The sequence below is a fragment of the Mesorhizobium sp. B2-3-2 genome, assembly GCF_006442295.1.
GTDB lineage: Bacteria > Pseudomonadota > Alphaproteobacteria > Rhizobiales > Rhizobiaceae > Mesorhizobium.
This window is the reverse complement of record NZ_VFWA01000002.1, coordinates 72,196-94,412: the sequence shown is the minus strand read 5'-3', so window position 1 is coordinate 94,412 and position 22,217 is coordinate 72,196. Positions and strand designations below refer to the sequence as shown.

At 63.9% G+C, this 22,217-nt stretch carries 20 protein-coding genes; 3 read left to right on the top strand and 17 right to left on the bottom strand.

Annotated elements, in window-relative coordinates; translation table 11 throughout:
- Window positions 1-31: 31 nt before the first annotated feature.
- Window positions 32-1,816 (top strand): cation:proton antiporter, encoded by a 1,785-nt coding sequence (locus FJ964_RS05655; RefSeq protein ID WP_140549483.1) that lies wholly within the window; start codon window positions 32-34, stop codon window positions 1,814-1,816.
- Between the two features lie 136 nt (window positions 1,817-1,952).
- Here FJ964_RS05655 and FJ964_RS05650 read toward each other — a convergent pair whose 3' ends face one another.
- Together FJ964_RS05650 and FJ964_RS05645 are read right to left on the bottom strand one after the other, a co-directional pair.
- Window positions 1,953-2,390, bottom strand: a complete 438-nt coding sequence (locus FJ964_RS05650; protein WP_140549482.1) for a VOC family protein — start codon at window positions 2,388-2,390, stop codon at window positions 1,953-1,955.
- Window positions 2,391-2,472: 82 nt separating this feature from the next.
- Window positions 2,473-3,282 carry a helix-turn-helix transcriptional regulator gene (locus FJ964_RS05645; RefSeq protein WP_140549481.1) on the bottom strand — a complete coding sequence of 270 codons (810 nt, stop codon included), beginning with the start codon at window positions 3,280-3,282 and terminating at the stop codon, window positions 2,473-2,475.
- A 135-nt stretch (window positions 3,283-3,417) separates the two neighbouring features.
- Here FJ964_RS05645 and FJ964_RS05640 point away from each other — a divergent pair, with 135 nt between their 5' ends.
- The gene (locus FJ964_RS05640) at window positions 3,418-4,338 is read left to right on the top strand and encodes a zinc-binding dehydrogenase (RefSeq protein WP_140549480.1); all 921 of its coding nucleotides are present in this window, start codon (window positions 3,418-3,420) and stop codon (window positions 4,336-4,338) included.
- Window positions 4,339-4,365: 27 nt separating this feature from the next.
- Here FJ964_RS05640 and FJ964_RS05635 read toward each other — a convergent pair whose 3' ends face one another.
- The 7 genes from FJ964_RS05635 to FJ964_RS05605 all read right to left on the bottom strand — a co-directional run bounded on the left by FJ964_RS05635 (window position 4,366) and on the right by FJ964_RS05605 (window position 10,540).
- On the bottom strand, window positions 4,366-5,118 hold the full coding sequence (locus tag FJ964_RS05635) for an SDR family oxidoreductase (RefSeq protein ID WP_140500256.1): 753 nt from the start codon (window positions 5,116-5,118) through the stop codon (window positions 4,366-4,368).
- 50 nt (window positions 5,119-5,168) lie between these two features.
- A complete protein-coding gene (locus FJ964_RS05630) occupies window positions 5,169-7,433 on the bottom strand; it encodes a transglycosylase domain-containing protein (RefSeq protein ID WP_140549479.1) in 2,265 nt (754 codons plus the stop codon).
- Between the two features lie 137 nt (window positions 7,434-7,570).
- Window positions 7,571-7,717 carry a hypothetical protein gene (locus FJ964_RS05625; RefSeq protein WP_140549478.1) on the bottom strand — a complete coding sequence of 49 codons (147 nt, stop codon included), beginning with the start codon at window positions 7,715-7,717 and terminating at the stop codon, window positions 7,571-7,573.
- Window positions 7,718-7,740: 23 nt separating this feature from the next.
- Window positions 7,741-7,995 carry a GlsB/YeaQ/YmgE family stress response membrane protein gene (locus FJ964_RS05620; RefSeq protein WP_140549477.1) on the bottom strand — a complete coding sequence of 85 codons (255 nt, stop codon included), beginning with the start codon at window positions 7,993-7,995 and terminating at the stop codon, window positions 7,741-7,743.
- A gap of 108 nt (window positions 7,996-8,103) precedes the next feature.
- Window positions 8,104-8,307 carry a hypothetical protein gene (locus tag FJ964_RS05615; RefSeq protein ID WP_140549476.1) on the bottom strand — a complete coding sequence of 68 codons (204 nt, stop codon included), beginning with the start codon at window positions 8,305-8,307 and terminating at the stop codon, window positions 8,104-8,106.
- 83 nt (window positions 8,308-8,390) lie between these two features.
- The gene (locus FJ964_RS05610; RefSeq protein ID WP_140549475.1) at window positions 8,391-9,011 is read right to left on the bottom strand and encodes a ribonuclease D; all 621 of its coding nucleotides are present in this window, start codon (window positions 9,009-9,011) and stop codon (window positions 8,391-8,393) included.
- A gap of 146 nt (window positions 9,012-9,157) precedes the next feature.
- Entirely contained in the window at window positions 9,158-10,540 is a 1,383-nt protein-coding gene (locus FJ964_RS05605; protein ID WP_140549474.1) for a M20/M25/M40 family metallo-hydrolase, read from the bottom strand.
- Window positions 10,541-11,016: 476 nt separating this feature from the next.
- On the opposite strand from FJ964_RS05605, the gene polA reads away from it, so the two are divergent.
- Complete coding sequence (gene polA / locus FJ964_RS05600) at window positions 11,017-13,968, top strand: DNA polymerase I (RefSeq protein ID WP_181172402.1); 2,952 nt, start codon at window positions 11,017-11,019, stop codon at window positions 13,966-13,968.
- Window positions 13,969-14,016: 48 nt separating this feature from the next.
- Here the strand turns inward: polA and FJ964_RS05595 are convergent, their stop codons facing one another.
- The 8 genes from FJ964_RS05595 to FJ964_RS05560 all read right to left on the bottom strand — a co-directional run bounded on the left by FJ964_RS05595 (window position 14,017) and on the right by FJ964_RS05560 (window position 21,984).
- Window positions 14,017-14,421, bottom strand: a complete 405-nt coding sequence (locus FJ964_RS05595) for a Fur family transcriptional regulator (protein ID WP_140549472.1) — start codon at window positions 14,419-14,421, stop codon at window positions 14,017-14,019.
- Window positions 14,422-14,605: 184 nt separating this feature from the next.
- Window positions 14,606-15,652: an L-glyceraldehyde 3-phosphate reductase gene (mgrA, locus tag FJ964_RS05590; RefSeq protein WP_140549471.1), complete on the bottom strand. Its 1,047-nt coding sequence runs from the start codon at window positions 15,650-15,652 to the stop codon at window positions 14,606-14,608.
- Window positions 15,653-15,786: 134 nt separating this feature from the next.
- Window positions 15,787-16,929 carry a Gfo/Idh/MocA family oxidoreductase gene (locus tag FJ964_RS05585; protein ID WP_140500277.1) on the bottom strand — a complete coding sequence of 381 codons (1,143 nt, stop codon included), beginning with the start codon at window positions 16,927-16,929 and terminating at the stop codon, window positions 15,787-15,789.
- Window positions 16,930-16,940: 11 nt separating this feature from the next.
- The gene (locus FJ964_RS05580; RefSeq protein ID WP_140549470.1) at window positions 16,941-17,687 is read right to left on the bottom strand and encodes a sugar phosphate isomerase/epimerase; all 747 of its coding nucleotides are present in this window, start codon (window positions 17,685-17,687) and stop codon (window positions 16,941-16,943) included.
- Between the two features lie 36 nt (window positions 17,688-17,723).
- Window positions 17,724-18,824, bottom strand: coding sequence for a sn-glycerol-3-phosphate ABC transporter ATP-binding protein UgpC (gene ugpC / locus FJ964_RS05575; protein WP_181172381.1), 1,101 nt, complete (start codon window positions 18,822-18,824; stop codon window positions 17,724-17,726).
- Entirely contained in the window at window positions 18,824-19,717 is an 894-nt protein-coding gene (locus tag FJ964_RS05570; protein ID WP_224624130.1) for a carbohydrate ABC transporter permease, read from the bottom strand. The genes ugpC and FJ964_RS05570 overlap by 1 nt, the downstream gene beginning before the upstream one ends.
- A 34-nt stretch (window positions 19,718-19,751) precedes the next feature.
- On the bottom strand, window positions 19,752-20,645 hold the full coding sequence (locus tag FJ964_RS05565) for a sugar ABC transporter permease (RefSeq protein ID WP_140549468.1): 894 nt from the start codon (window positions 20,643-20,645) through the stop codon (window positions 19,752-19,754).
- 100 nt (window positions 20,646-20,745) lie between these two features.
- On the bottom strand, window positions 20,746-21,984 hold the full coding sequence (locus FJ964_RS05560) for an ABC transporter substrate-binding protein (RefSeq protein WP_140513777.1): 1,239 nt from the start codon (window positions 21,982-21,984) through the stop codon (window positions 20,746-20,748).
- Window positions 21,985-22,217 lie beyond the last annotated feature (233 nt).

Genomic DNA, 22,217 nt, shown 5'->3' with positions numbered 1-22,217 from the left:
CATCGCTGGCTTGAAAGGCGCTCCATAGACAATGCCGCATGACACTCCCCTTATCGCCACCATCGTAGCCGGTCTGGGGCTCGCTTTCGTCTTCGGCGCTCTCGCCAACCGCTTCCGCATTCCGCCGCTGGTCGGCTATCTCGTGGCCGGCGTGCTGGTCGGGCCGAACACGCCCGGTTTCGTCGCTGACGCCGGCCTTGCCAATGAACTCGCCGAAATCGGCGTCATTCTGTTGATGTTCGGCGTCGGCCTGCATTTTTCGCTGAAGGATCTCCTGTCGGTCCGCGCCATTGCCGTGCCCGGCGCCATCGTCCAGATCGGCTTTGCCACGGCACTCGGCGCGGGGCTTTCCTGGATGCTCGGCTGGTCGGCGGGAGCAGGGCTGGTCTTCGGCCTGGCGCTGTCGGTGGCCTCTACCGTGGTGCTGCTGCGCGCCCTGCAGGAGCGTCGACTGATCGAGACCGAGCGCGGCCGCATTGCCGTCGGCTGGCTGATCGTCGAGGACCTGGCCATGGTGCTGGCGCTGGTGCTTTTGCCAGCGCTTGCCGGCGTGCTTGGCGGCCAGGGGCAGGCGGATGCCCATGCGAGCGGCCTGTTGTCCCTGCCCGCGAGCTACGGCATCTGGGGCGTCGTCGGCATCACGCTGGCCAAGGTCGCAGCCTTCGTCATCGTCATGCTGGTGGTCGGCCGTCGCGTCATTCCCTGGATCCTGCACTATGTCGCCCATACCGGTTCGCGCGAGCTGTTTCGGCTTTCGGTGCTGGCGATAGCGCTTGGCGTCGCCTTCGGCGCGGCCAAGCTGTTCGGCGTCTCGCTGGCACTGGGCGCTTTCTTCGCCGGCATGATCATGAGTGAATCCGAACTCAGCCACCGCGCTGCGGAGGAATCGCTTCCGCTGCGCGATGCCTTCTCGGTGCTGTTCTTCGTCTCGGTCGGCATGCTGTTCGACCCGTTCAGCCTGTTCAGCAACGGCTTGCCGATCCTGGCGACGCTCGCCATCATCGTCGTCGGCAAGTCGCTGGCGGCCTTCCTCATCGTCGTCGCCTTCGGTTATCCCCTGGCGACGGCGCTGATGATTTCGGCGAGCCTTGCCCAGATCGGCGAGTTCTCCTTCATCCTGGCCGAACTCGGCGTCGGGCTGAAACTGCTGCCCGAACAGGGGCGAGATCTCATCCTGGCGGGCGCCATCCTGTCGATCGTGCTCAACCCGGTGATGTTCCTGGTCATCGACTGGATGAAGCCATGGCTCGAGGCCCGCGCCGCCAGGACGGCGCCGCCTGTGGAGCCCAAACCGGTCGGCCCGGCGACGGAGCCCGGCCAGGTGGCTTCAGTCGCCTCGGCGGCGAAACAGGAAGATGGACCGCCGCCAAGAACAGCCCTCAGCGGCCACGCGATCCTGATCGGCTACGGCCGTGTCGGCAGTCTCGTCGGCGCTGCGTTGAAGGAAGCCGCCCTGCCCTTCCTGGTGGTCGAGGATGCCGACAAGACACTGGTGAAGCTCAGGGCCGAGGGCATCGAGACCGTGGCCGGCAACGCCGCCAATGCCGAAGTGTTTGCGGCCGCCAATCCCGAAGGCGCAAAACGGCTGATCCTGGCCATCCCCAATGCCTTCGAGGCCGGTCAGATCGTGCTGCGTGCGCGCGCCGCCAATCCCGCCATCAACGTCGTCGCCCGCGCCCATTCCGATGCCGAGGTCGAGCATCTCAAGGGGCTCGGTGCCGATACGGTGATCATGGGCGAACGCGAGATCGCGCGCGGCATAGTGGAAGAGGTGCTTGGTCACAAGCCGCGGGCGGCTGAACCGTCCGCCGCCTGAGCCGATCCTGCACGGACCTAATCCGCGCCTAGCGAGAACGCGGCCGACCGTGGAGGTCTGGACCTCGGACAGGTGGGGCGGCCTTGGACGCGCCCGCTGACATCGGTCACCCCTGCCATTTGTCTTCGTATCGCGCTCAACCGAGTTCTTGGGCGAGTCCGATGAGCAACCCCTCAGGCCCTCGGATGTAGCAGAGCCGATACACGTCTTTATACTGGACTACTTCGCCTACGAGCTGGGCGCCGCGCGTGCGGAGCCTTTCAAGCGTCTCGTCGATGTCGTCCACGGCGAACATGACGCGGAGGTAGCCTAGGGCGTTGACCGGCGCGTTCCGGTGATCTGCGACGACAGGCGGCTTGAGGAAGCGGGAGAGCTCGAGCCGGCTATGGCCGTCCGGTGTGCGCATCATGGCAATCTCGACATGCTGATCGCCCAGTCCGGTGACACGTCCGGCCCATTCTCCTTCGATCGTGGCCCGTCCTTCAAGCTCGAGGCCGAGCTCGCGAAAGAAATCAATCGCCTCTCCGAGGTCTTCGACGACGATTCCTACGTTGTCCATCCGCTTGAGCGCCATGTTTTCCATCTCCAAGGTGGCGTTCGAATCTACAAGGCGTCGCCTGCTCTAACAATGTATGTTCGAGGTGCAGTCAGGTTGATCACACCACAAAGGCAGAGCCGCCATTTTGCGCGACGCTGCCGAGGTATTTTGCCGGCGGCTTGCCAAGCGCCTTCTTGAACATGGTGATGAAGGCGGTGACGGAATCATAGCCGAGATCGCCGGAGACCTGCTGCACGCTCGCACCGGAAGCCAATTCCCTAATTGCGACGATCAGGTGCAACTGCTGGCGCCAGCGTCCGAAGCTTAAGCCAGTCTCCTTCACGACGAGACGGGCGAGACTACTCTCGCTGAGCGCAACCCGGCTGGCCCATTCCGACAATGTGCTGCGGTCGGCGGGGTCCTGCGCCAACGCCTCGGCGATCCGCCTCAATCGCGGCTCGGATGAGATCGGCAGATGCAGCCGCTGGACAGGCATGCGCGGCAGCTCGGCAAGCAGCGTCCTGATCAAAAGCGCATCCCTCGCCTCATCATCCCCCACGCCATCGGACAGTTCGATGATCAGTTCGCGCAGCAGCGGCGAGACCGAAAGGGTGCAGCACCGGTCCGGCAATTCGGCGGCTCCCGGCTCGATGTAGACGAAGAAGATCCGGGCGTTGGCGGTCGCGACATTGCTGTGCTCCATGTCGCCGGGAATCCACACCCCGCAATGCGGCGGCACCATCCACAGGCCGCTCGGGACGCGGCATGTGACGCCACCGCCGAGCGCGAAGACGAGTTGGCCTTTGCGATGCCGATGGGAGGGGACTTCGGCCCTGGTTTCGGCAACGTCGACGCGCACGGCGATTGCCGGTGCGAGGACATCATCCACATTGAAGTCGAGCCATGGATAACGAAGAGGTTGTCTCATGATTGACGGCTTTTAGCGATTAAACGCCATGATAGCTAAATTCTTCAAGTTGGGAAGTCGATAGGTTCCAGCTTGCCCGGTTGATCAGGATGCCACCGCGCTTTGCATCCACAAACCAGCAGGAAGGTACGTCCCATGCGCGCCCTAGTCATGTCTTCCGACAGCCCCACCGGACTGGCGCTTGCCGAGGTCGAGGACCCTCGGCCTCTCGCAAACGAGGCGCTTGTCTCGGTCCATGCAACCTCGTTGAATCGCGGCGAATTGCGCCTGCTCACCATACGCCCGGACGGCTGGATACCCGGCCAGGACATCGTCGGGATTGTCGAACGGCCAGCGGCCGACGGCTCCGGGCCAGCCGTGGGCGCCCGGGTCGCGGCTCTGGTGGACCAGGCGGGCTGGGCCGAACGCGTCGCGGTTTCGACCGACCGCCTCGCCGTCCTGCCGGATGACGTCAGCTTCGTTTCCGCGGCTACGCTTCCGGTCGCGGGCACCACCGCGCTCAGGACTTTGCGCCATGGGGGCGACCTTGCCGGCCAACGGGTCCTGATCACCGGCGCAAGCGGTGCGGTCGGCCGTTTTCAGCTCCAGATCGCGCGCGAACAGGGCGCGCGCGTGACCGCGGTCGCGGCCGCCCGGCATGGCGAGGATCTCCGCCGCCTGGGTGCCGGGCAAGTCGTCGAGGCGATCGAACTGGCTGAGGGGCCGTTTTCGCTGATCACCGAGTCGGTCGGTGGCCAAAGCCTCGCATACGCGATCGAACGCGTCGCGCCTGGCGGGACGATCGTCATGTTCGGCTCGAGCAGTGGCGAACTCACGCCAATTGGGTTCCGCCAGTTCGTTCCGGGCCACGAGGGGGCGAGGCTTCAGACTTTCGCCTACTACACGTCCGGCGCGGGCATTGGCTCGGACATCGCCTCGCTGCTCGCTCTCGTTGCGGCCGGCCGGCTGGAAACCCGCGTCGCCCTGACCATGCCATGGACCGACATCGCCCAGGCCCTGGACGCGCTGCGACAGCGCAGCTTCAGCGGCAAGGCCGTTCTCACCATGACCGGATGAACGATCCCTAGCCTGGGATCAGCCCCATCACACGTGTTGGCCGCCATTGATGTGGATTTCCGAGCCGGTCACATAAGATGCCTGCCCGGAGCACAGGAAGAAGATGATGTCGGCGACCTCGGCCGTGGTGCCCAGCCGCCTGAGCGGAATGGTCTCGACGATCTTGTCCGTGCCCGGCGACAGGATCGCGGTGTCGATTTCGCCTGGCGCAATGGCGTTGACGCGGATCCCGTGCGGGCCGAAATCATGCGCCATCTCGCGCGTCAGGGAGCCGAGCGCCGCCTTCGATGTCGCATAGGCGGTGCCGGCGAAGGGGTGCACCCGGGTGCCGGCGATCGAGGTGACGTTGACGATCGACCCTTTCGCCGATGCCAGTTCCTTGAACAGGCCGCGCGCCAGCATGATCGGCGCGAAGAAATTGACCTGGAACACGTCGCGCCAGACATGCATCGGCGTGTCGATGGAGTTCATGCGGCTGTTGCCGTCCTTGAGCTTCGGCGAAATGCCGGCGTTGTTGACCAGCGCGTGCAACTGGCCGCCATGCGCCTCGAGCCGGTGGCGGATTTCGGAGACGGCGATGCCGACATCCTCCTGGTCGGCGAGATCGACCTTGATGTGGTCCTCTGGACCGGCCGGCCACGGGCAATCCTCGGCAAATGCCTGGCGCGAGCAGGTGATGACGCGCCAGCCCTCGCGCGAGAAACGCTTGACCGTGGCATGGCCGATGCCACGGCTGGCGCCGGTCAGCACAATGGTCTTCCTGGTGTCGATCTCTGCCATGTCGGGAGGTGTAGCCGAACGCTGTGACGCTGGCGAGAGGCGAGTTGCCGCTAGCCTCCGCCGAGAATATCGAGGATCGAGGTCTGCCGCTTCTTGAGCGGGCCGCCAACGCTGCCCGGCGGCACCGGATGTCCGACCGACGCGGTGGTTCCGGAGTCGCCCGGCATATCTAAACCGTCGGCGTCGACCGTCTGGGCCGGGCGGGGCGCGCGGACCGGCGCCGGCTGCGCCGCGACGGCAGCGGGCGCCGGCTGGCCGACAGGCGCTTGCGGCTTCGGAGCCGGCTGCGTCGCATCGGCCGACGGGATTTCGTCCGGCACGATCCTATCGGCCGGCGTCGACTTCCAGGTGCCGGGCAGCGGCCGCACGGGCACACCCTCATGCGCGGCCACCATGAATTCGTGCCAGGCCTGCGCCGGCAGCGCGCCGCCGGTGACCTTCTTCATCGGGCTGCCGTCGTCATTGCCGAACCATACGCCGGTGGTGAGATTGGCGGTGTAGCCGACGAACCAGGCGTCGCGCGAATTCTGGCTGGTGCCGGTCTTGCCGGCCGACGGCCAGGTGAAGGCCGCCTTCCTGGCCGTGCCGATCTCCACCGTCCCGGTCATCATCGAGTTCATCATGCCGACGATCTCGGGCTTCACCACGCGTGGCGCGCTGCCGCTGCCGGCGTCGTACAGCACCTTGCCCTCGGCTGATGTCACGCGGCGGATGAAATGGATATCCGGCTTGTAGCCGCCATTGGCGAAAGGCACATAGGCCGAGGTCAGCTCCAGCGGCGTCACCTCCGACGTGCCGAGCGCGATCGAGGTGTTGGCTTGCAAATCGGACTGGATGCCCATACGATGCGCCGCCTCGACCACTGCGTCCGGTCCGACTTCCATGGTCAGCTGGGCCGCCACCGAGTTCAGCGACTTCGCCAGCGCGGTTGCCAGCGTCACCTTGCCGAAATACTTGCCGCCGTAATTGTCGGGTGTCCATTTGCCGATCTTGATCGGCGCGTCGTTGCGCACGCTGTCGGGCGTGCGGCCGGCCTCGAGGGCGGCCATGTAGACGAACGGCTTGAACGCCGAACCGGGCTGCCGGCGCGCTTCCGAGGCGCGGTCGAACTGGCTGGTCGAATAATCGTAGCCGCCGACCATGGCGCGCACCGCACCTGAATCGTCGATCGACACCAGCGCGCCCTGGGTGACGTTGAGCTTCTTGCCGCTTTCGTCGATCAGCCGGCGGATCGATTGTTCCGCGAGCTTCTGCAGGTTCAGGTCGACGGTGGAATCGATGACGATGTCGCCGCGCACGTCGCCGATCAGATCGGGCAGTTCTTCCATGATGGTGTCAGCGACGTAGTTTTCCGAGCCTGTCCAGTAGGACGGCGCGCGCGTCGCCGGTGCGCTCATCGCCGTGGTCAGTTCCTTGGCGCTGATCTTGCCCTCGTCGCGCATGGCGGCGAGCACCAGTTGCGCGCGTTCCTCGGCGGCCTTGGGATCGCGCGCCGGCGACAGTCGCGACGGCGCCTTCAGGAGACCGGCAAGCAGCGCCGCCTCCGGCAAGGTGACGTCGCGCGCGCTCTTGCCGAAATAACGGCGCGAGGCCGCTTCGACGCCATAGGCGCCGGAGCCGAAATAGACCCGGTTGAGGTACATTTCGAGTATCTGGTCCTTGGTGTGCTTGTGCTCCAGCCACAGCGCCAGCAGCACCTCCTGAACCTTGCGTTCCAGCGTGCGGTCTGGCGTCAGGAACAGGTTCTTGGCCAGTTGCTGCGTCAGCGTCGAACCGCCTTGCGAGAAATGCCCGCCGGCGAGGTTGGCGACCATGGCGCGCGACAGGCCGATCGGATCGACCCCGAAATGCGAATAGAAGCGGCGGTCCTCGATGGCGATGACCGCCTCGGGGATGTAGGGCGACATTTCGTGCAGGCCGACCGCCTCGCCGCCGCTCATGCCGCGATTGCCGAGCAGTTGGCCGTCGGCGGAGACGATCTTGATATTGGGCGCGCGATCGGGGATCGACCAGGTTGTTGCCGCCGGCATCTTGGCGCCGTAGTAGACGACGACGCCGGCCACGGCGATGCCGCCCCAGATGGCCAGCACGAAGCACCAGTAGACCAGCCGGCCGAGCACGCCGAAGAGGCCGCGCCGGCTCTTGCCGCGCCTGGCACGCGACGATTTTGCCTTCGGCGATTTGCGTTTGGCGGAGGGTTTGCGGTTGCTGGGCACGACGCGGTCCTCCTCGCTCACCGAAAGACCTGTCTGGGATCTCGCTTGCGGTGGTCCCTCGAAACTGGGTTCGATGCGGCTGTCTCTGCGGTTCGCCATGCGCTGCGCTTGATATCCCGATGCCTATGGCGTTCGGGTTGCAGAGTAGATGCGGCGGTTTAAAGGCGGGTTAAGTCCGGCAGGCAGCGATAGTCAGGCGTGAAGAGCAAAGCGGAGCCGGCAAGCCTGGGCTCCGTTCAGTTCTGCTGGATCGAGATGCCCTTGTCGTCGATCTTGAGCTCCACGCCCTTCGGCTTGGTTTCTTCGCGATAGACATAGATGCCGAGCGCGATGACCACGACGACGAGCGCGCCAATGACGAGATAGAGCGGATTCTGTTTCATGGCGCGCTCCTCTGTGCCGGGCCTCAGGCTCGCTTCAGGACCCTGACCAGCACCAGCAGGATGATGGCGCCGATGGTGGCGTGGATGATCGAGGCGAGAATGCCGCCGCCGATGGAGAAACCGATCCGCGGGAAAAGCCAGCCGGCGATAAACGCGCCGATGATGCCGACGATGATGTTGCCGATCAGGCCGAAGCCGAAACCGGAGACGATGAGACCGGCGAGCCAGCCGGCGACGGCACCGATGATGATGAAGACGAGCAGGCTTTCGACACCCATAGGGACTTCCTCCAAGCAAGAGGGCGAGCGCGGAGCGGAAGACTCCGAATCGGCCTCGATCAACGGCTTCACGCTATGCGAAAGCAGCCGGCCTCGCCAGCGGGCTAGTCATTGGTCGCCGTCGTCGCTCGGGGCGGGCCGCCAGCTGGTCGGCTCGACCTTCTTCTGCGTGCTGCTGTCGATGTAGACCCACCAGCCGCCGTCTCGGTATTGCGCGATGGATTCGTTGAGCACGCCGTCGCTGTCCTTCCAGGTCACGGTGACCTTGGAACCGTCGGTGGGCGCGGTCGATATGGGCTTCCTGTCGGCCATGTCATCCCTCTTTCCGAGCCGACGGAACGCGACGGCCGGCATCTGTCCCAGACGGCCATCCGCGGCAGGGCGCCGCGACGCCATCAGCTATGAGCGAAAATATCCTCTTCGTCCCAGCCCATGAGGTCAAGCTTGGCGCGTGTCGGCAGGAAGCGGAAACAGGCGTCGGCCTCCTTCGTGCGATCCTCGCGCGCAAGCCGCGACGCCAGCACGTCGCGCAGCCGGTGCAGATAGAGCACGTCGGAAGCGGCGTATTCGAGTTGTTCGGGCGACAGCGTTTCAGCCGCCCAGTCGGACGATTGCTGCGCCTTGGACAGGCCGACGCCCAGAAGCTCGAAGCAGATGTCCTTCAGCCCATGCCGGTCGGTGTAGGTGCGGGTCAGCCGCGAGGCGATCTTGGTGCAGAACACCGGCTCGGGCATCACCCCGAACGCATGGTAGAGCACGGCAAGGTCGAAGCGCCCATAGTGGAACAGCTTGGTCACGCTGTGGTTTCTCAAGAGCTTCACAAGGTTCGGCGCTTCCTTTTGGCCCGGCGCGATCTGGATGACGTCGGCGCTGCCGTCGCCGGGTGAAATCTGCACCACGCACAGCCGGTCGCGATGCGGATTCAGGCCCAGCGTTTCCGTATCGATGGCAACCGCTCCGACATTGTAGCGGGACAGGTCGGGCAGATCGTGTCTGTGGAAACGGATGTCGCTCATCGTCTTCTCCGGGTCGCGCCTTGCGTCGCGCATCCCTCAACCGGACGCGCCCGCTCCAGCACGTTGCGCTGGCAACCCCGTCCTTGCCGTGATCGGCGGAAAAATCAACATAAACTTGATTTTCCCGCCTTTCGTGATTTCGCGGCTCAGCGCGTCAGGGCGTCCAGGATGCGCGCCCAGGAGCGCTGGCCCTTGTGGAAGGAACTCAACTCATACTTTTCGTTGGGCGAGTGGATGCGGTCGTCGTCGAGGCCGAACCCGACCAGCAGCGATTCCATGCCGAGATAGGTCTGGAAGTCGCCGACCACGGGGATCGAGCCGCCGCTGCCGATCGTCACCGCCGGCTTCGGCCATTCGTCCGACAGCGCCATCTTGGCCTTCGCCAGGAACGGCGAGTCGTAGGAAAGCTGGATCGCCGGCGAGCCGCCATGTGGGTGGAATTCTACCGAACAGTCGGCCGGAATGCGCTCCTTGACGAATTGCTGGAAGGCGGCGCGGATCTTCCTGGGATCCTGCTTGTGGACGAGGCGGAAAGATACTTTCGCAGAGGCCTGCGCCGCGATCACCGTCTTGAAGCCCTTGCCGGTGTAACCGCCGGTGATGCCGTTGAACTCGGCCGTCGGCCGTGCCCAGGTGAGTTCCAGCAGCGAGCGGCCCTTTTCGCCCGACGGGATCGACAGGCCGACAGGACCAAGGAACGTCTCAGCCGTTTCGCCCAGCGTTTCCCATGATTTCAGGATCTGCGATGGCGTTTCCTCGACGCCGTCATAGAAGCCCGGGATGGTGATATGGCCGTCCTTGTCGTGAATGTCGGCCAGCACCTTGGCCAGGATGCGGATCGGGTTGGCGGAGGCGCCGCCATAGAGACCCGAATGCAGGTCGCGGTCGGCGGCCTTCACGGTGATCTCCTCGCCGACCAGCCCGCGCAGTCCCACGCAGATTGACGGCGTGTCGCGGTCCCACATGCTGGTATCGCAGACCAACGCGAAATCGGCCTTGAGTTCATCGGCATTGGCTTCGAGGAACGGCTTCAGCGACGGCGAGCCCGACTCCTCCTCGCCCTCGAACAGGATGGTGATACGGCACGGCAGATTGCCATGCACCTGCTTCCAGGCCCGGCAAGCCTCGACGAAGGTCATCAACTGACCCTTGTCGTCGGCCGATCCGCGCCCGGTGATCACCTTGTGGCCGGGTCCGATGTCCTTGAGCGCTGGCGCGAACGGGTCGTTTTCCCAAAGCTCGATCGGATCGACCGGCTGTACGTCATAGTGGCCATAGAACAGCACATGCGGCGAACCGGCCGGCCCGTCATGATGCGCAACCACCATCGGGTGGCCTGGCGTGTCGCGCACGCTGGCGTCGAAGCCGATCACCTTGAGTTCTCCCACCAGCCATTCGGCCGCCTTGCGGCAGTCTGCGGCATAGGCCGGATCGGTGGAGATCGACCTGATCCGGAGCAGCCCGAACAGGCGCTCCAGGCTCTGGTCGAGATTCTTGTCGAGACGGTCGAGAACGGGGGAAACGGACATTTGGCGAGCCTTTCGATTCAGTGCCGGAACCCTAAAGGCAGAGCGGCCAAACGAAAAGCCCGGGACCATTGGACCACGGGCTCCAAGCGCGTATTCGGAATAAAAAAGACCGCCGTGGTGGAGGGGGAACCACGGCGGCCCTTCTACTCGAAACGATGCGGCAGCCCGGAGAGGGGGGATAGGCTGCCGCAGGTGTCCGGGATAGGCGGGGGACGGGCCTTGCTCCGGACGTCGGCGAAAATTGCCGATGACATTTATCTGTGTCCTCGAACGTGGCGATTCAAGGGCACGAATATTACACTTTTGTAACATGGCCGTGAGGTGCCGTTGGACAGGCGCAGCCAGGCAGTCCTGCGTGCCAAAATAATGCCGATTTCACCTCTTTCCAACCAACCTGTCGCCTGCCTGTCAGGGTGTTGCTGGAAGCGGTGCCTTTGGCATGGACCAAGCCGCCGCGCCGCGCTATCCCTGCCGGCATGAAAAAAGGCGATCATCTCTTTCTTGTCGACGGCTCCGGCTACATCTTCCGTGCCTATCATGCGCTGCCGCCACTGACCCGCAAGTCCGACGGCCTGCCGGTCGGCGCCGTGTCCGGCTTCTGCAACATGTTGTGGAAGTTGATGCAGGATGCCCGCAACACCGATGTGGGCATCGTGCCGACGCATTTCGCGGTCATTTTCGACTATTCGTCGAAGACGTTCCGCAACGATCTCTATCCCGAATACAAGGCCAACCGTTCGGCGCCGCCGGAAGACCTGATCCCGCAATTCGGCCTCATCCGCCAGGCGACCAGGGCGTTCAACCTGCCCTGCCTCGAGATGGAAGGGTTCGAGGCCGACGACCTCATCGCCACCTATTGCCGGCTGGCTTGCGAGGCCGGCGGCGACACCACCATCATCTCCTCCGACAAGGACCTGATGCAGTTGGTCGGCCCGACGGTGAGCATGTACGATCCGATGAAGGATCGCCAGATCGGCATTCCCGAGGTCATCGAGAAATGGGGCGTGCCGCCGGAGAAGATGATCGACCTGCAGGCATTGACCGGCGATTCCGTCGACAATGTTCCCGGCGTGCCGGGCATCGGACCGAAGACCGCGGCGCAATTGCTCGAACAATTCGGCGATCTCAACGGACTGCTCGAGCGCGCCGGCGAGATCAAGCAGGAGAAACGACGCGAATCCATCATCGCCAATGCCGACAAGGCGCGCATCTCACGCCAGCTAGTGACATTGAAGAATGATGTGCCGGTGGCCGAGGGGCTGGACGATTTCGTCCTGCACGCGCCGGACGGGCCGAAGCTGATCGGCTTCCTCAAGACCATGGAATTCTCTTCGCTGACCCGCCGCGTGGCGGAAACGACGGGAACCGAGGCGAGCGATGTGCAGGCGGTCGCGGTGACGGTTGAACGCGCTGACTCCGCGCATGGACCCGATGTCGGCGCCGGCGCGCCGGTCGCGCCCAGCGCCGAGGCGGAGCAGGACGGCGAGGCGACCTTGGCCGCAGCTGGCGCCACCAAGGAAGGCAACACCCCCTCGCTTCTGTCGGCGCTTCGACTGGAGGCCGCCACCGCCCGCAAGATCGACATTTCGGCCTATCAGTGCGTCCGCGACGTCGCCAGCCTGAAGGCCTGGGTCGCCGAGGCGCTGGAGACCGGCATCGTCGCCTTCGATGCCCGCGCGACGTCGCCTGATCCGATGCAGGCCGAACTGATCGGCTTGTCGCTGGCGACGGCGCCGGGTCGCGCCGCCTATGTGCCGTTCGCCCACAGGAGCGGAAATGGCGACCTGCTCGGCGGCGGTCCGATCGACAACCAGATCCCGCTGCGCGAGGCGCTGGCCGTGCTGAAACCGCTGCTCGAGGACAAGTCTGTCCTCAAGATCGCGCAGAACCTGAAGTACGATCTCGTCATCATGAGCCGCTACGGCATCGACGTCGGCCCCTTCGACGACACCATGCTGATCTCCTACGTGCTCGATGCCGGCACCTCGCATGGCCACGGCATGGACGCGCTTGCCGAGAAATGGCTGGGCCATAGTCCGCTTCAGCTCAAGGACGTCACCGGCTCCGGGAAAAATTCGGTCGGCTTCGACCAGGTCGACGTCGACAAGGCTACCGCCCATGCGGCCGAGGACGCCGATGTGACGCTCAGGCTCTGGCAGGTGCTGAAGCCGCGGCTCGCCGCCAAGGGCCTGGTGTCGGTCTATGAGCGGCTGGAACGGCCGCTGGTGCCGGTGCTGGCGCGCATGGAACAGCGCGGCATCTCGGTCGACCGGCAGATCCTGTCGCGGCTGTCGGGCGAACTGGCGCAGGGCGCGGCCCGGCTCGAGGAAGAAATCTACCAGCTCGTCGGCGAGCGCATCAACATCGGCTCGCCCAAGCAGCTTGGCGATATCCTGTTCGGCCGCATGGGCCTGCCCGGCGGCTCCAAGACCAAGACCGGCCAATGGTCGACCTCGGCGCAGCTTCTGGAAGACCTCGCCGCCGAAGGCCACGAACTGCCGCGCAAGATCGTCGACTGGCGCCAGCTGACCAAGCTGAAATCGACCTACACCGATGCGCTGCCCGGCTTCGTCAACCCGGACACCAAGCGGGTCCACACCTCCTACGCGCTGGCCGCGACGACGACGGGACGGCTGTCATCCTCCGAACCGAACCTGCAGAACATCCCGGTGCGCACCGCCGAAGGGCGCAGGATCAGAACGGCCTTCATCGCCGACAAGGGCAACCGGCTGGTTTCGGCCGACTACAGCCAGATCGAATTGCGCGTGCTCGCCCATGTCGCCGAAATCCCGCAACTGCGGCAGGCCTTCGCCGACGGCGCCGACATCCACGCCATCACCGCCTCGGAAATGTTCAACGTGCCCGTGGAGGGCATGCCTTCGGAAGTGCGCCGCCGCGCCAAGGCGATCAATTTCGGCATCATCTACGGCATCTCGGCCTTCGGCCTCGCCAACCAGCTGTCGATTCCACGCGAGGAGGCCAGCAACTACATCAAGAAGTATTTCGAGCGCTTTCCCGGCATCCGCGACTATATCGAAGAGACCAAGGCCTATGCCCGCGAGCACGGTTTCGTCGAAACCATCTTCGGCCGCCGCATCCACTACCCCGAGATCCGGTCCTCCAATCCCTCGATCCGCGCCTTCAACGAGCGCGCCTCGATCAACGCGCGCCTGCAAGGCACCGCCGCCGACATCATCCGCCGCGCCATGGTGCGCATGGACGAGGCGCTGGAGAAGGCCAGGCTTTCGGCCCGCATGCTCTTGCAGGTGCATGACGAGCTGATCTTCGAGACGATCGAGGCGGAGGTCGAGGCGACGATTCCCGTCGTGCGCCACGTCATGGAGAACGCGGCCATGCCGGCGGTCTCGATGTCGGTGCCGCTGCATGTCGATGCGCGCGCCGCTGACAATTGGGACGAGGCGCATTAGCGTGGACTTGGTCGTCGTGGAGCGAATATCTCGGATTGCGAGAACGCGTCAGGCGGCTTCCGACAAGCACTTGGCACAGGTCCCACGGAACTCGATCACCGCCTTCTTGGCGGCAAAACCTGAGGAGCGCACCCATTCGTCCAGCCGGTGGCCGACATCATGGTCGGACATTTCGGTCACCTGGCCACATGTGTCACAGATGGCGAAAGCGGTCATCGAATGGCTGTGGTCATGCGGCTCGACGCAGGCGACGAAGGAATTGAGGCTTTCCAGCCTATGCACGAAGCCGGACTTCACCAGCGTGTCGAGCGCGCGGTAGACCTGCAGCGGCGCGCGGAAACCCCGCTCCCGCAGCTGGTCAAGCAAGGTGTAGGCGCTGAGCGGCCCGCTGGCGGCCTCGAGTTTCTCGAGCACGCACAACTGGTTCTTCGTCAGCACATCCCTTGCCGCCATGATCCGTTTCCGACCTGTCTTGCGTCACATGCGGGTCGTTTCAACACGCAAACGGCCCGCTACCCATTCAGATAGCGACGAACCGCCGTCTTTGCTACTCCTCTGTTGAAACGCGCTGAAGTGGCATTCCGCGAACGACAACGGCGGGAGGGCTCCCGCCGTTGTCGTTCACCGGCCTCCATGCCTACTTCCTTGGCGGGCCGTTGCGCTCGGCCGAGGCCGCCCACAGATTGATGTCGGACTCGCGCGCGTAATTGTCGATCTCGGCAAGCTCGGCGTCACTGAAGTCGGGCGCCTCCAGCGCGCCGACGCAGTCCTCCACCTGCTCCGGCCGGCTGGCGCCGATCAACGCCGATGTCACCTTGCCCTTGCGCAGCACCCACGCCAGCGCCATCTGCGCCAGCGTCTGGCCACGGCGGCCCGCGATCGCGTTCAACGCCTGTATGTTGGCGATGGTCTTGTCGTTGATGAAGGCCGGCCGCAGCGACTTGCCCTGGGAGGCACGGCTGCCCTGGGGGATGCCGCCGAGATATTTGTCGGTCAGCATGCCCTGTGCCAGCGGCGAGAACACGATCGAGCCGACGCCCAGCCCATCGAGCGTGTCAAGCAGGCCATCCTCCTCGACCCAGCGGTTCAGCATCGAATAACTCGGCTGATGGATTACGCAGGGCGTGCCGAGCCGCTTCAGTATGTCGGCCGCCTCGCGCGTACGCTGGGAATTGTAGGACGAGATGCCGACATAGAGCGCCTTGCCCGAGCGCACCGCATGGTCGAGCGCGCCCATCGTTTCCTCCAGCGGCGTATCCGGATCGAAGCGGTGCGAATAGAAGATGTCGACATAGTCGAGCCCCATCCGCTTCAGGCTCTGGTCGAGGCTGGCCAGCAAATATTTGCGTCCGCCCCATTGGCCATAGGGGCCCTCCCACATCTCGTAGCCGGCCTTGGTCGAAATGATGAGTTCGTCGCGATAGGCGCCGAAGTCGGTGCGCAGTATCTCGCCGAAAGCAATCTCGGCCGAGCCGGGCGGCGGCCCATAATTGTTGGCAAGGTCGAAATGCGTGATGCCGAGGTCGAAAGCCTTGCGCACGATCGCCTGCTTGGTCCTGTGCGGCGTGTCGTTGCCGAAATTGTGCCACAGCCCCAGCGAGATCGCCGGCAGTTTCAGGCCGGACCGCCCGCAGCGGTTGTAGACCATTTTTTCATAGCGGTTTTCGGCGGCGACATAGGGCATGGGGAAAATCCTCGAAGCTGGATGGATTGGGCACTGTCATCGCGAACGCGACGCGCGTGCCCTGCGCCCCAATCCTTACCCTCTCCCGGCGAAAACCGGGAGAGGGTTCATCGAAATTATCGATAATCCCCGATCTAGCTCTTCTTCGCCATCAGCGCCTTGGCTTCCTTGATGCCGAGCGCGGCTGGACGTTCGCAGGTGGTCTGCATGGCGACGAACTTGCCGGTTTCGCCCGAGCGCAGGATTCCCGTCATGACGTCGACGGCGTGCAGCGCCAGCTCCATCGAGCAGCGGTGCGGCCTGCCCTCGGAGATCGCGATTGCCATGTCGGCCAGGCCTGCGGTGCGATAATTGGCCATCATGCCCTGCGAATGCATCTCATTGGGCACGCCGAACGGATGCTGCCATTTCGGCAGCTTCTTCACGGGCTTGGCGGCTTCAGTGAAGCGCACGTCGCCACCGAAGAAGTTCGGATCCGGCACGAACACGCTTCCCATCTCGCCATAGAGCTCCATCGGCGCATGGCCGTGGCTCCAGACGTCCCAGCTGGTATTAAGGGTGATCACGGCCCCGTTCTCGAACTCCAGCAGGCCATGGATCGTGGTCGGCGTGTTGACCGGGATCCTTTCACCCGCGCGCGGTTTCGAACTGATCGTGCGTTCCTTGGCCGGGGTTGTGGCGAAGGCCGCCACCTGCTTCACCGGTCCGATCAGTTGGATCAGATTGGTGATGTAGTACGGCCCGATGTCGAGCACGGGGCCGGCGCCCGGCTGGAAGAAGAAGTCCGGATTGGGGTGCCAGTGCTCCATGCCGTGCCCCATGACATGACAGGTGCCGCTGGTGATCCTGCCGAGCTTGCCGGTATCGATCAGGTTGCGCACCAACTGATGCGCGCCGCCGAAGAAGGTGTCGGGTGCCGAGCCGATGCGAAGACCCTTCTTCTCCGCCCGCTTCTTCAGGTCGAGCCCCTCCTTGACCGAAAGCACGAACGGCTTTTCCGAATAGACATGCTTGCCCGCATCGAGCACCTGTTTCGACACTTCGTAGTGCACGGCCGGAATGGTCAGGTTGACGATGATGTCGATGTCGTCGGCCTTGAGCAGGTCCTCGACCGTCTCGGCGCGCAGCTTGAACTCCTTCGCCCGCGCCTTCGCGGCGTCCATGTTGATATCGGCGCAAGCCCGCATCTTGATGCCGCGAAACAGCGGCGCCAGCGAGAAATATGCCTTCGAGATGTTGCCGCAGCCGATGACGCCGACGCCAAGTTTGTTTGCCATGATGCTTGTTCCTAGTAGGCCTTTACGGTTGAGATCGAACGGCGGGCGAAGCGCTCGATGTCGTTGGGATTGTCCTGTTCCATGACGAAGTATTTGGCCGCGCTCTTGGCCCGCAGCGCCTTGATCAGGCCGGCCCAGTCGATCGTGCCGTGGCCGACATCGGACCAACCGTCCTCGTCCAGCCCCTCGCCCGGCCTTGCCATGTCCTTGACGTGAACGGCAACGATGCGCTTGCCATGCTTTTCGATCCAGGGCAGCGGATCGGCGCCGCCGCGCACCACCCAGGCGACGTCCATTTCCCAGCCGATGTCGGGTGCGGAAGCCAGGATGTGATCCTGCGGCAGCGAGCCGTCGGCGAGCGCCTTGAACTCGAAATCATGATTGTGCCAGGCAAAGCCGTAGCCGGCCTTTCTCGCCGTCTCGCCGACCTTGGCCAGACGCTCGCCGAAGCCGCGCCAGCCGGCAGCCTCCGATGGCCTGTCCTCGGGCATGAGGTAGGGGCAGATCAAAAGCTTGATGCCGAGCGCTTCGGCTATCCTGCGCACGCCGTCGAAATCCTTCTCCAGCGCATCGATGGAGAAATGCCCGGTCGGCATGGCAAGACCGTTCTTGTCGAGTTCCGCCCGAAAGGCCCTGGGATCGTCATAAACGCCGCCGAAGCCTTCGACCTCTGTGTAGCCGAGCTTGCCGAGCATCTCGAGCACGCCTTCCCACGGCAGGAAATTACGGGCGCTGTAAAGTTGGAATGACCAGTTCATCGTCTTGTCCGTTCTGCTTGGGGATATTGTCGGGCGTTAGATGCGGTTGCCGGTTTGGGCGTCGAAGAGCGAGGCGCGCATCGGGTCGAAGCCCACCGTCACCGCCTCGTCATTCTGGGGCGTGCGTTCGGACGTCACCCGGACGCTGAAATTCTGCTGTGCAAGCTTCAGCCACACCAGCGTGTCGGAGCCCATCGGTTCGACCACCTGGACATTGGCCGCCGTCGAGAACGGCCAGCCCGTGCCGCTGTTCAGGCTGACATGCTCGGGCCTGATGCCGAACACGGCAGGGCCGGCGTCCGGTTGCTTGTCGAATTGATAGGTGCCGAGCGGAACCTTGAGATTATCGGCCACGAAAAACCAGTCGCCGGCGTCTCTCTCGAGCCTGCCGTCGATGAAGTTCATCGCCGGCGAACCGAGGAAGCCGGCGACAAAGCGGTTGACCGGTTTGTTATAGATGGTCTGGGGCGCGTCGAGCTGCTGGATGACGCCGCCGCGCATGACCGCGATACGGTCGGCCAGCGTCATCGCCTCGATCTGGTCATGCGTGACGTAGATCATGGTGTTCTGCAATTTGCGGTGCAAAAGCTTGATCTCGACGCGCAGTTCGGAGCGCAGCTTGGCGTCCAGGTTCGACAGCGGCTCGTCGAACAGGAACACGTCGACGTCGCGCACCAGCGCGCGCCCGATCGCCACGCGTTGGCGCTGGCCGCCGGAGAGGGCCGCGGGCTTGCGCTGCAACAGCGGCTCGATCTGCAGGATCTCGGCGGCGCGCGCGATGCGCTTCGCAATCTCGTCCTTGGGCACGCCGGCGACGCGCAGCCCGAAGGACAAATTCTTTTCCACCGTCATCTGAGGATAGAGCGCGTAGGACTGGAACACCATGCCGATGCCGCGGTCCTTGGGCTCTTCCCAGGTGACGTTCTTGCCCTTGATGAAGATGCGGCCGTCGGAAATGTCGAGCAGTCCGGCGATGCAGTTGAGCAAGGTCGACTTGCCACAGCCCGAGGGGCCGAGCAGCACGATGAACTCGCCCTCGGCGACGTCGAGGTTGAGCGTCTGCAGCACCGAGACCAAGCCGAAGTTCAGCGACAGGTCCTGGATCGAAACGCTGGTGCCGTTTGCCGCCATCGACATCACCCTTTCACCGCGCCGGCGGCAATGCCGCGCACGAACAATTTGCCGGAAATGAAGTAGACGACCAGCGGCACCAGTCCGGTCAGGATGGTGGCGGCCATGTTGACGTTGTATTCCTTCACCCCCTGCACCGAGTTGACGATGTTGTTGAGCTGCACCGTCATCGGATAGGTGTCGGGGCGCGTATAGACGACGCCGAACAGGAAGTCGTTCCAGATGCCGGTCACCTGCAGGATGACGGCGACGACGAAGATCGGCAGCGACATCGGCAGCATGATGCGCAGATAAATACCCCAGAAGCCGGCGCCGTCGACGCGCGCCGCCCGGAACAGCTCCTCCGGCATGGAGGTGAAATAGTTGCGAAACAGCAGCGTCAGGATCGGCATGCCGAAAATCGAATGGACGATCACCAGGCCGCTCAGGCTGCCATAGAGGCCGATCTCGCGCAGGATGATGACGATCGGATAGATCATCACCTGATAGGGAATGAAGGCGCCGACGATCAGGATGACGAAGAACGTGTCGGCGCCCTTGAAGCGCCAGTTGGCGAGCGCATAGCCGTTCACCGAAGCGATGGCGATCGATAGGATAACCGAGGGCACGGTGATGCGCACCGAGTTCCAGAAGCCGCGCGAGAGACCGTCGCAGTTAAGGCCGGTGCAGGCCTGCGACCATGCCTTGACCCAGGGCTCGAACGTGATCTCAAGCGGCGGCGAGAAGATGTTGCCGAGACGAATTTCCGGCATGCCCTTGAGCGAGGTGACAACCATCACATAGAGCGGCAGCAGGTAATAGAGCGCCACCACGATGAGCGTGCCGTAAAGGAAGATGTTGCGGCGCGAGAACATGTGCCGTGGCTTCGGTCCGCTCGGTCCCGAGGCATCGGCGCGAATGGCGGCGTGGGATGCGGCCAGGGAGACGGCATGATCAGACACGCTTGCGGCCTCCGAATTCGAGATACGCCCACGGCACGATGACGATCATCACCGACAAGAGCATCATGGTCGAGGCGGCAAAGCCCTGGCCGAGGTTCTGGGCGAAGAACATGTAGTCGTAGACATATTTGGCTGGCACTTCAGAGGAAATGCCCGGCCCGCCGCTGGTCTGCGCGACGACGAGGTCGTAGACCTTGACGATGCCCGACGCGATGATGACAAGCGTGGTGATGAAGACCGGCCGCATCATCGGGATGATGATGAAGAGATAGGTCTTCCAGGTGGGAATGCCGTCCACCCGAGCAGCCTTCCAGATGTCCTCGTCAATGCCGCGCAGACCCGCCAGCATCAGGCACATGATCAGCCCGGTGCCTTGCCACAGCGCGGCGATCAATATGCCGTAGATGACGATGCTCGAATTGTAGAGCGGATCGAAATTGAAGCTTGTCCAGCCGAGGTCGCGAACCACGCCTTGGATGCCGAAATCGGGATTGAGCAGCCATTGCCAGACAAGTCCGGTGACGATGAAGGAAAGCGCGAAGGGATAGAGAAAGATGGTGCGGAACGTGTCCTCGAAACGGATCTTCTGGTCGAGCAGTGCCGCAAGCAGGAACCCGATTGCCAGCGAGAAGACGAGCGACAGCACGCCGTAGATCAAAAGATTCTCGATCGAGACCAGCCAGCGCGGCGTCGCCCACAGCCGGTAGTACTGGTCGAGCCCGACGAAATGCAGCCGCGGCAGAAGCTTCGAATTGGTGAAGGAATAAAGCACCGTCCAGGCTGTGCCGCCGACGAACACCACCAGCGCGGTGAGGATCATCGGGATCGAGGCGACCTTCGCATTGAGGTTGCGGAAGAGTTGGCTCGGGCGTTCGCTCTTGCTCATCGGTGCAGCCATGCTGGATCGGGTAAGGGCGGCAAGGTCGGCACGCCTCGCCCCCGGCCCTGCGGGTGGCCGGGTCGGGAGCGAGGCGGCTCGTCGGTGGTCAATCGGCCGAGGCGATGATGTCGGCGAACCGCTTTTGTGCTTCTTCGAGCGTCATGTCGGGCTTGGCGAAGAACTCCGAGAACAGGTCCTCCTTCTGCTTCTGGCTGTCCTGCGAGAGCAGTTGGTCCGTCCAGGGCATGACGGCGCCCTTGGCCAGGATGTCGAGCCCCTTCTTCATGCAATCGTTCGCAGCGTTGAGGTCGACGTCGCCGCGCACCGGTAGCGAGCCTTTCTTGAGGTTGAAAGCGACCTGGGTCTTGGGATCGAGCAAGGTCTCGGCCAGCACTTCCTGCGCCTTGGACTTGTCGGCGTCTTTGAGCAGCGGGAAGTAGAAGGCGTCGCCGCCGGTGGCGATGACCTCGTTCAGGCCAAGCCCGGGAAGGCAGGTGTAGTCCTTGCCGGCTGTCTTGCCGGCGACCTGGAATTCGCCTTGCGCCCAATCGCCCATGATCTGGCCGCCGGCCTTGCCGGTGATGACCATGTTGGTCGCCTGGTTCCAGTCCTGGACATTGGTGTTCTTGGCCATCTTGCGCGCATCGTCGGCGGCCTTGAAGACCTTGGCGACTTCAGGACCGGCGGCGAACGTCGCATCCTTGTCCTTGTAGACCTTGAGGAAAGTGTCGGTGCCGCCCACTGCGGCGAGCAGCACGTCGAATGCGCCCGACGCCTGCCAGGCCTGCCCGCCGACCGCGAGCGGCACGATGCCGGCCTTTTCCAGCGCCGGGGCGGCGGCAACATATTCGTTCCAGTTCTTCGGCACCGGCACGCCGGCCTTCTCGAAGGCCGCGTTCGACAGCCACAGCCACTGCCAGGAGTGAATGTTGACCGGCACGCAATAGATCTTGCCGTCGATGGTGCAACCGTCCAGCAGGCTCTTCGGCCGCACGACCTCGGTCCACTTGCCCTTGGTGGCGACATCGGTGAGGTCGCGCATCAGGCCTGCCTGCACCAGCTCTTCCGCTTGCCGGCCATGATTGAACTGGGTGGCGCCCATCGGGTCGCCGCCGGTGATGCGGCTGATCATGATCGGCCGCGCCGTACCGCCGGACCCGGCGATGGCGCCGTCGACCCAGTGGTTGCCGGTTGCGTCGAAGGCTTTGGCGAGTTCGGCGACCGCCGCCGCCTCGCCGCCGGATGTCCACCAATGGGTGACTTCCAGATCGGTCGCGGCCGCCGGCCCGGCAAAATTCAACGCCACCGTCGCCGCAAGCGCGGCGGTCAGGAATTTGTATCGCATTTCGGTTTCCTCCCAGAATCTGAAACGTTACAGATTTTCGATACGGCAATTGCGAGGCCTGCGCAACCCTTCCCTTGAAAGTCAGTCCGATATTTTTCGGGCTGCGAACAAAATCCTTTCGCGATAGGTCCCATTGTGCACCGCAATATGCAAAATGGCTCTGAGCAAAGGGGAAAACCCGCAAGAAGCTTGTCCGCAAGGCCCTACCTGCTGATTCCCAATGCTTTTCGGCG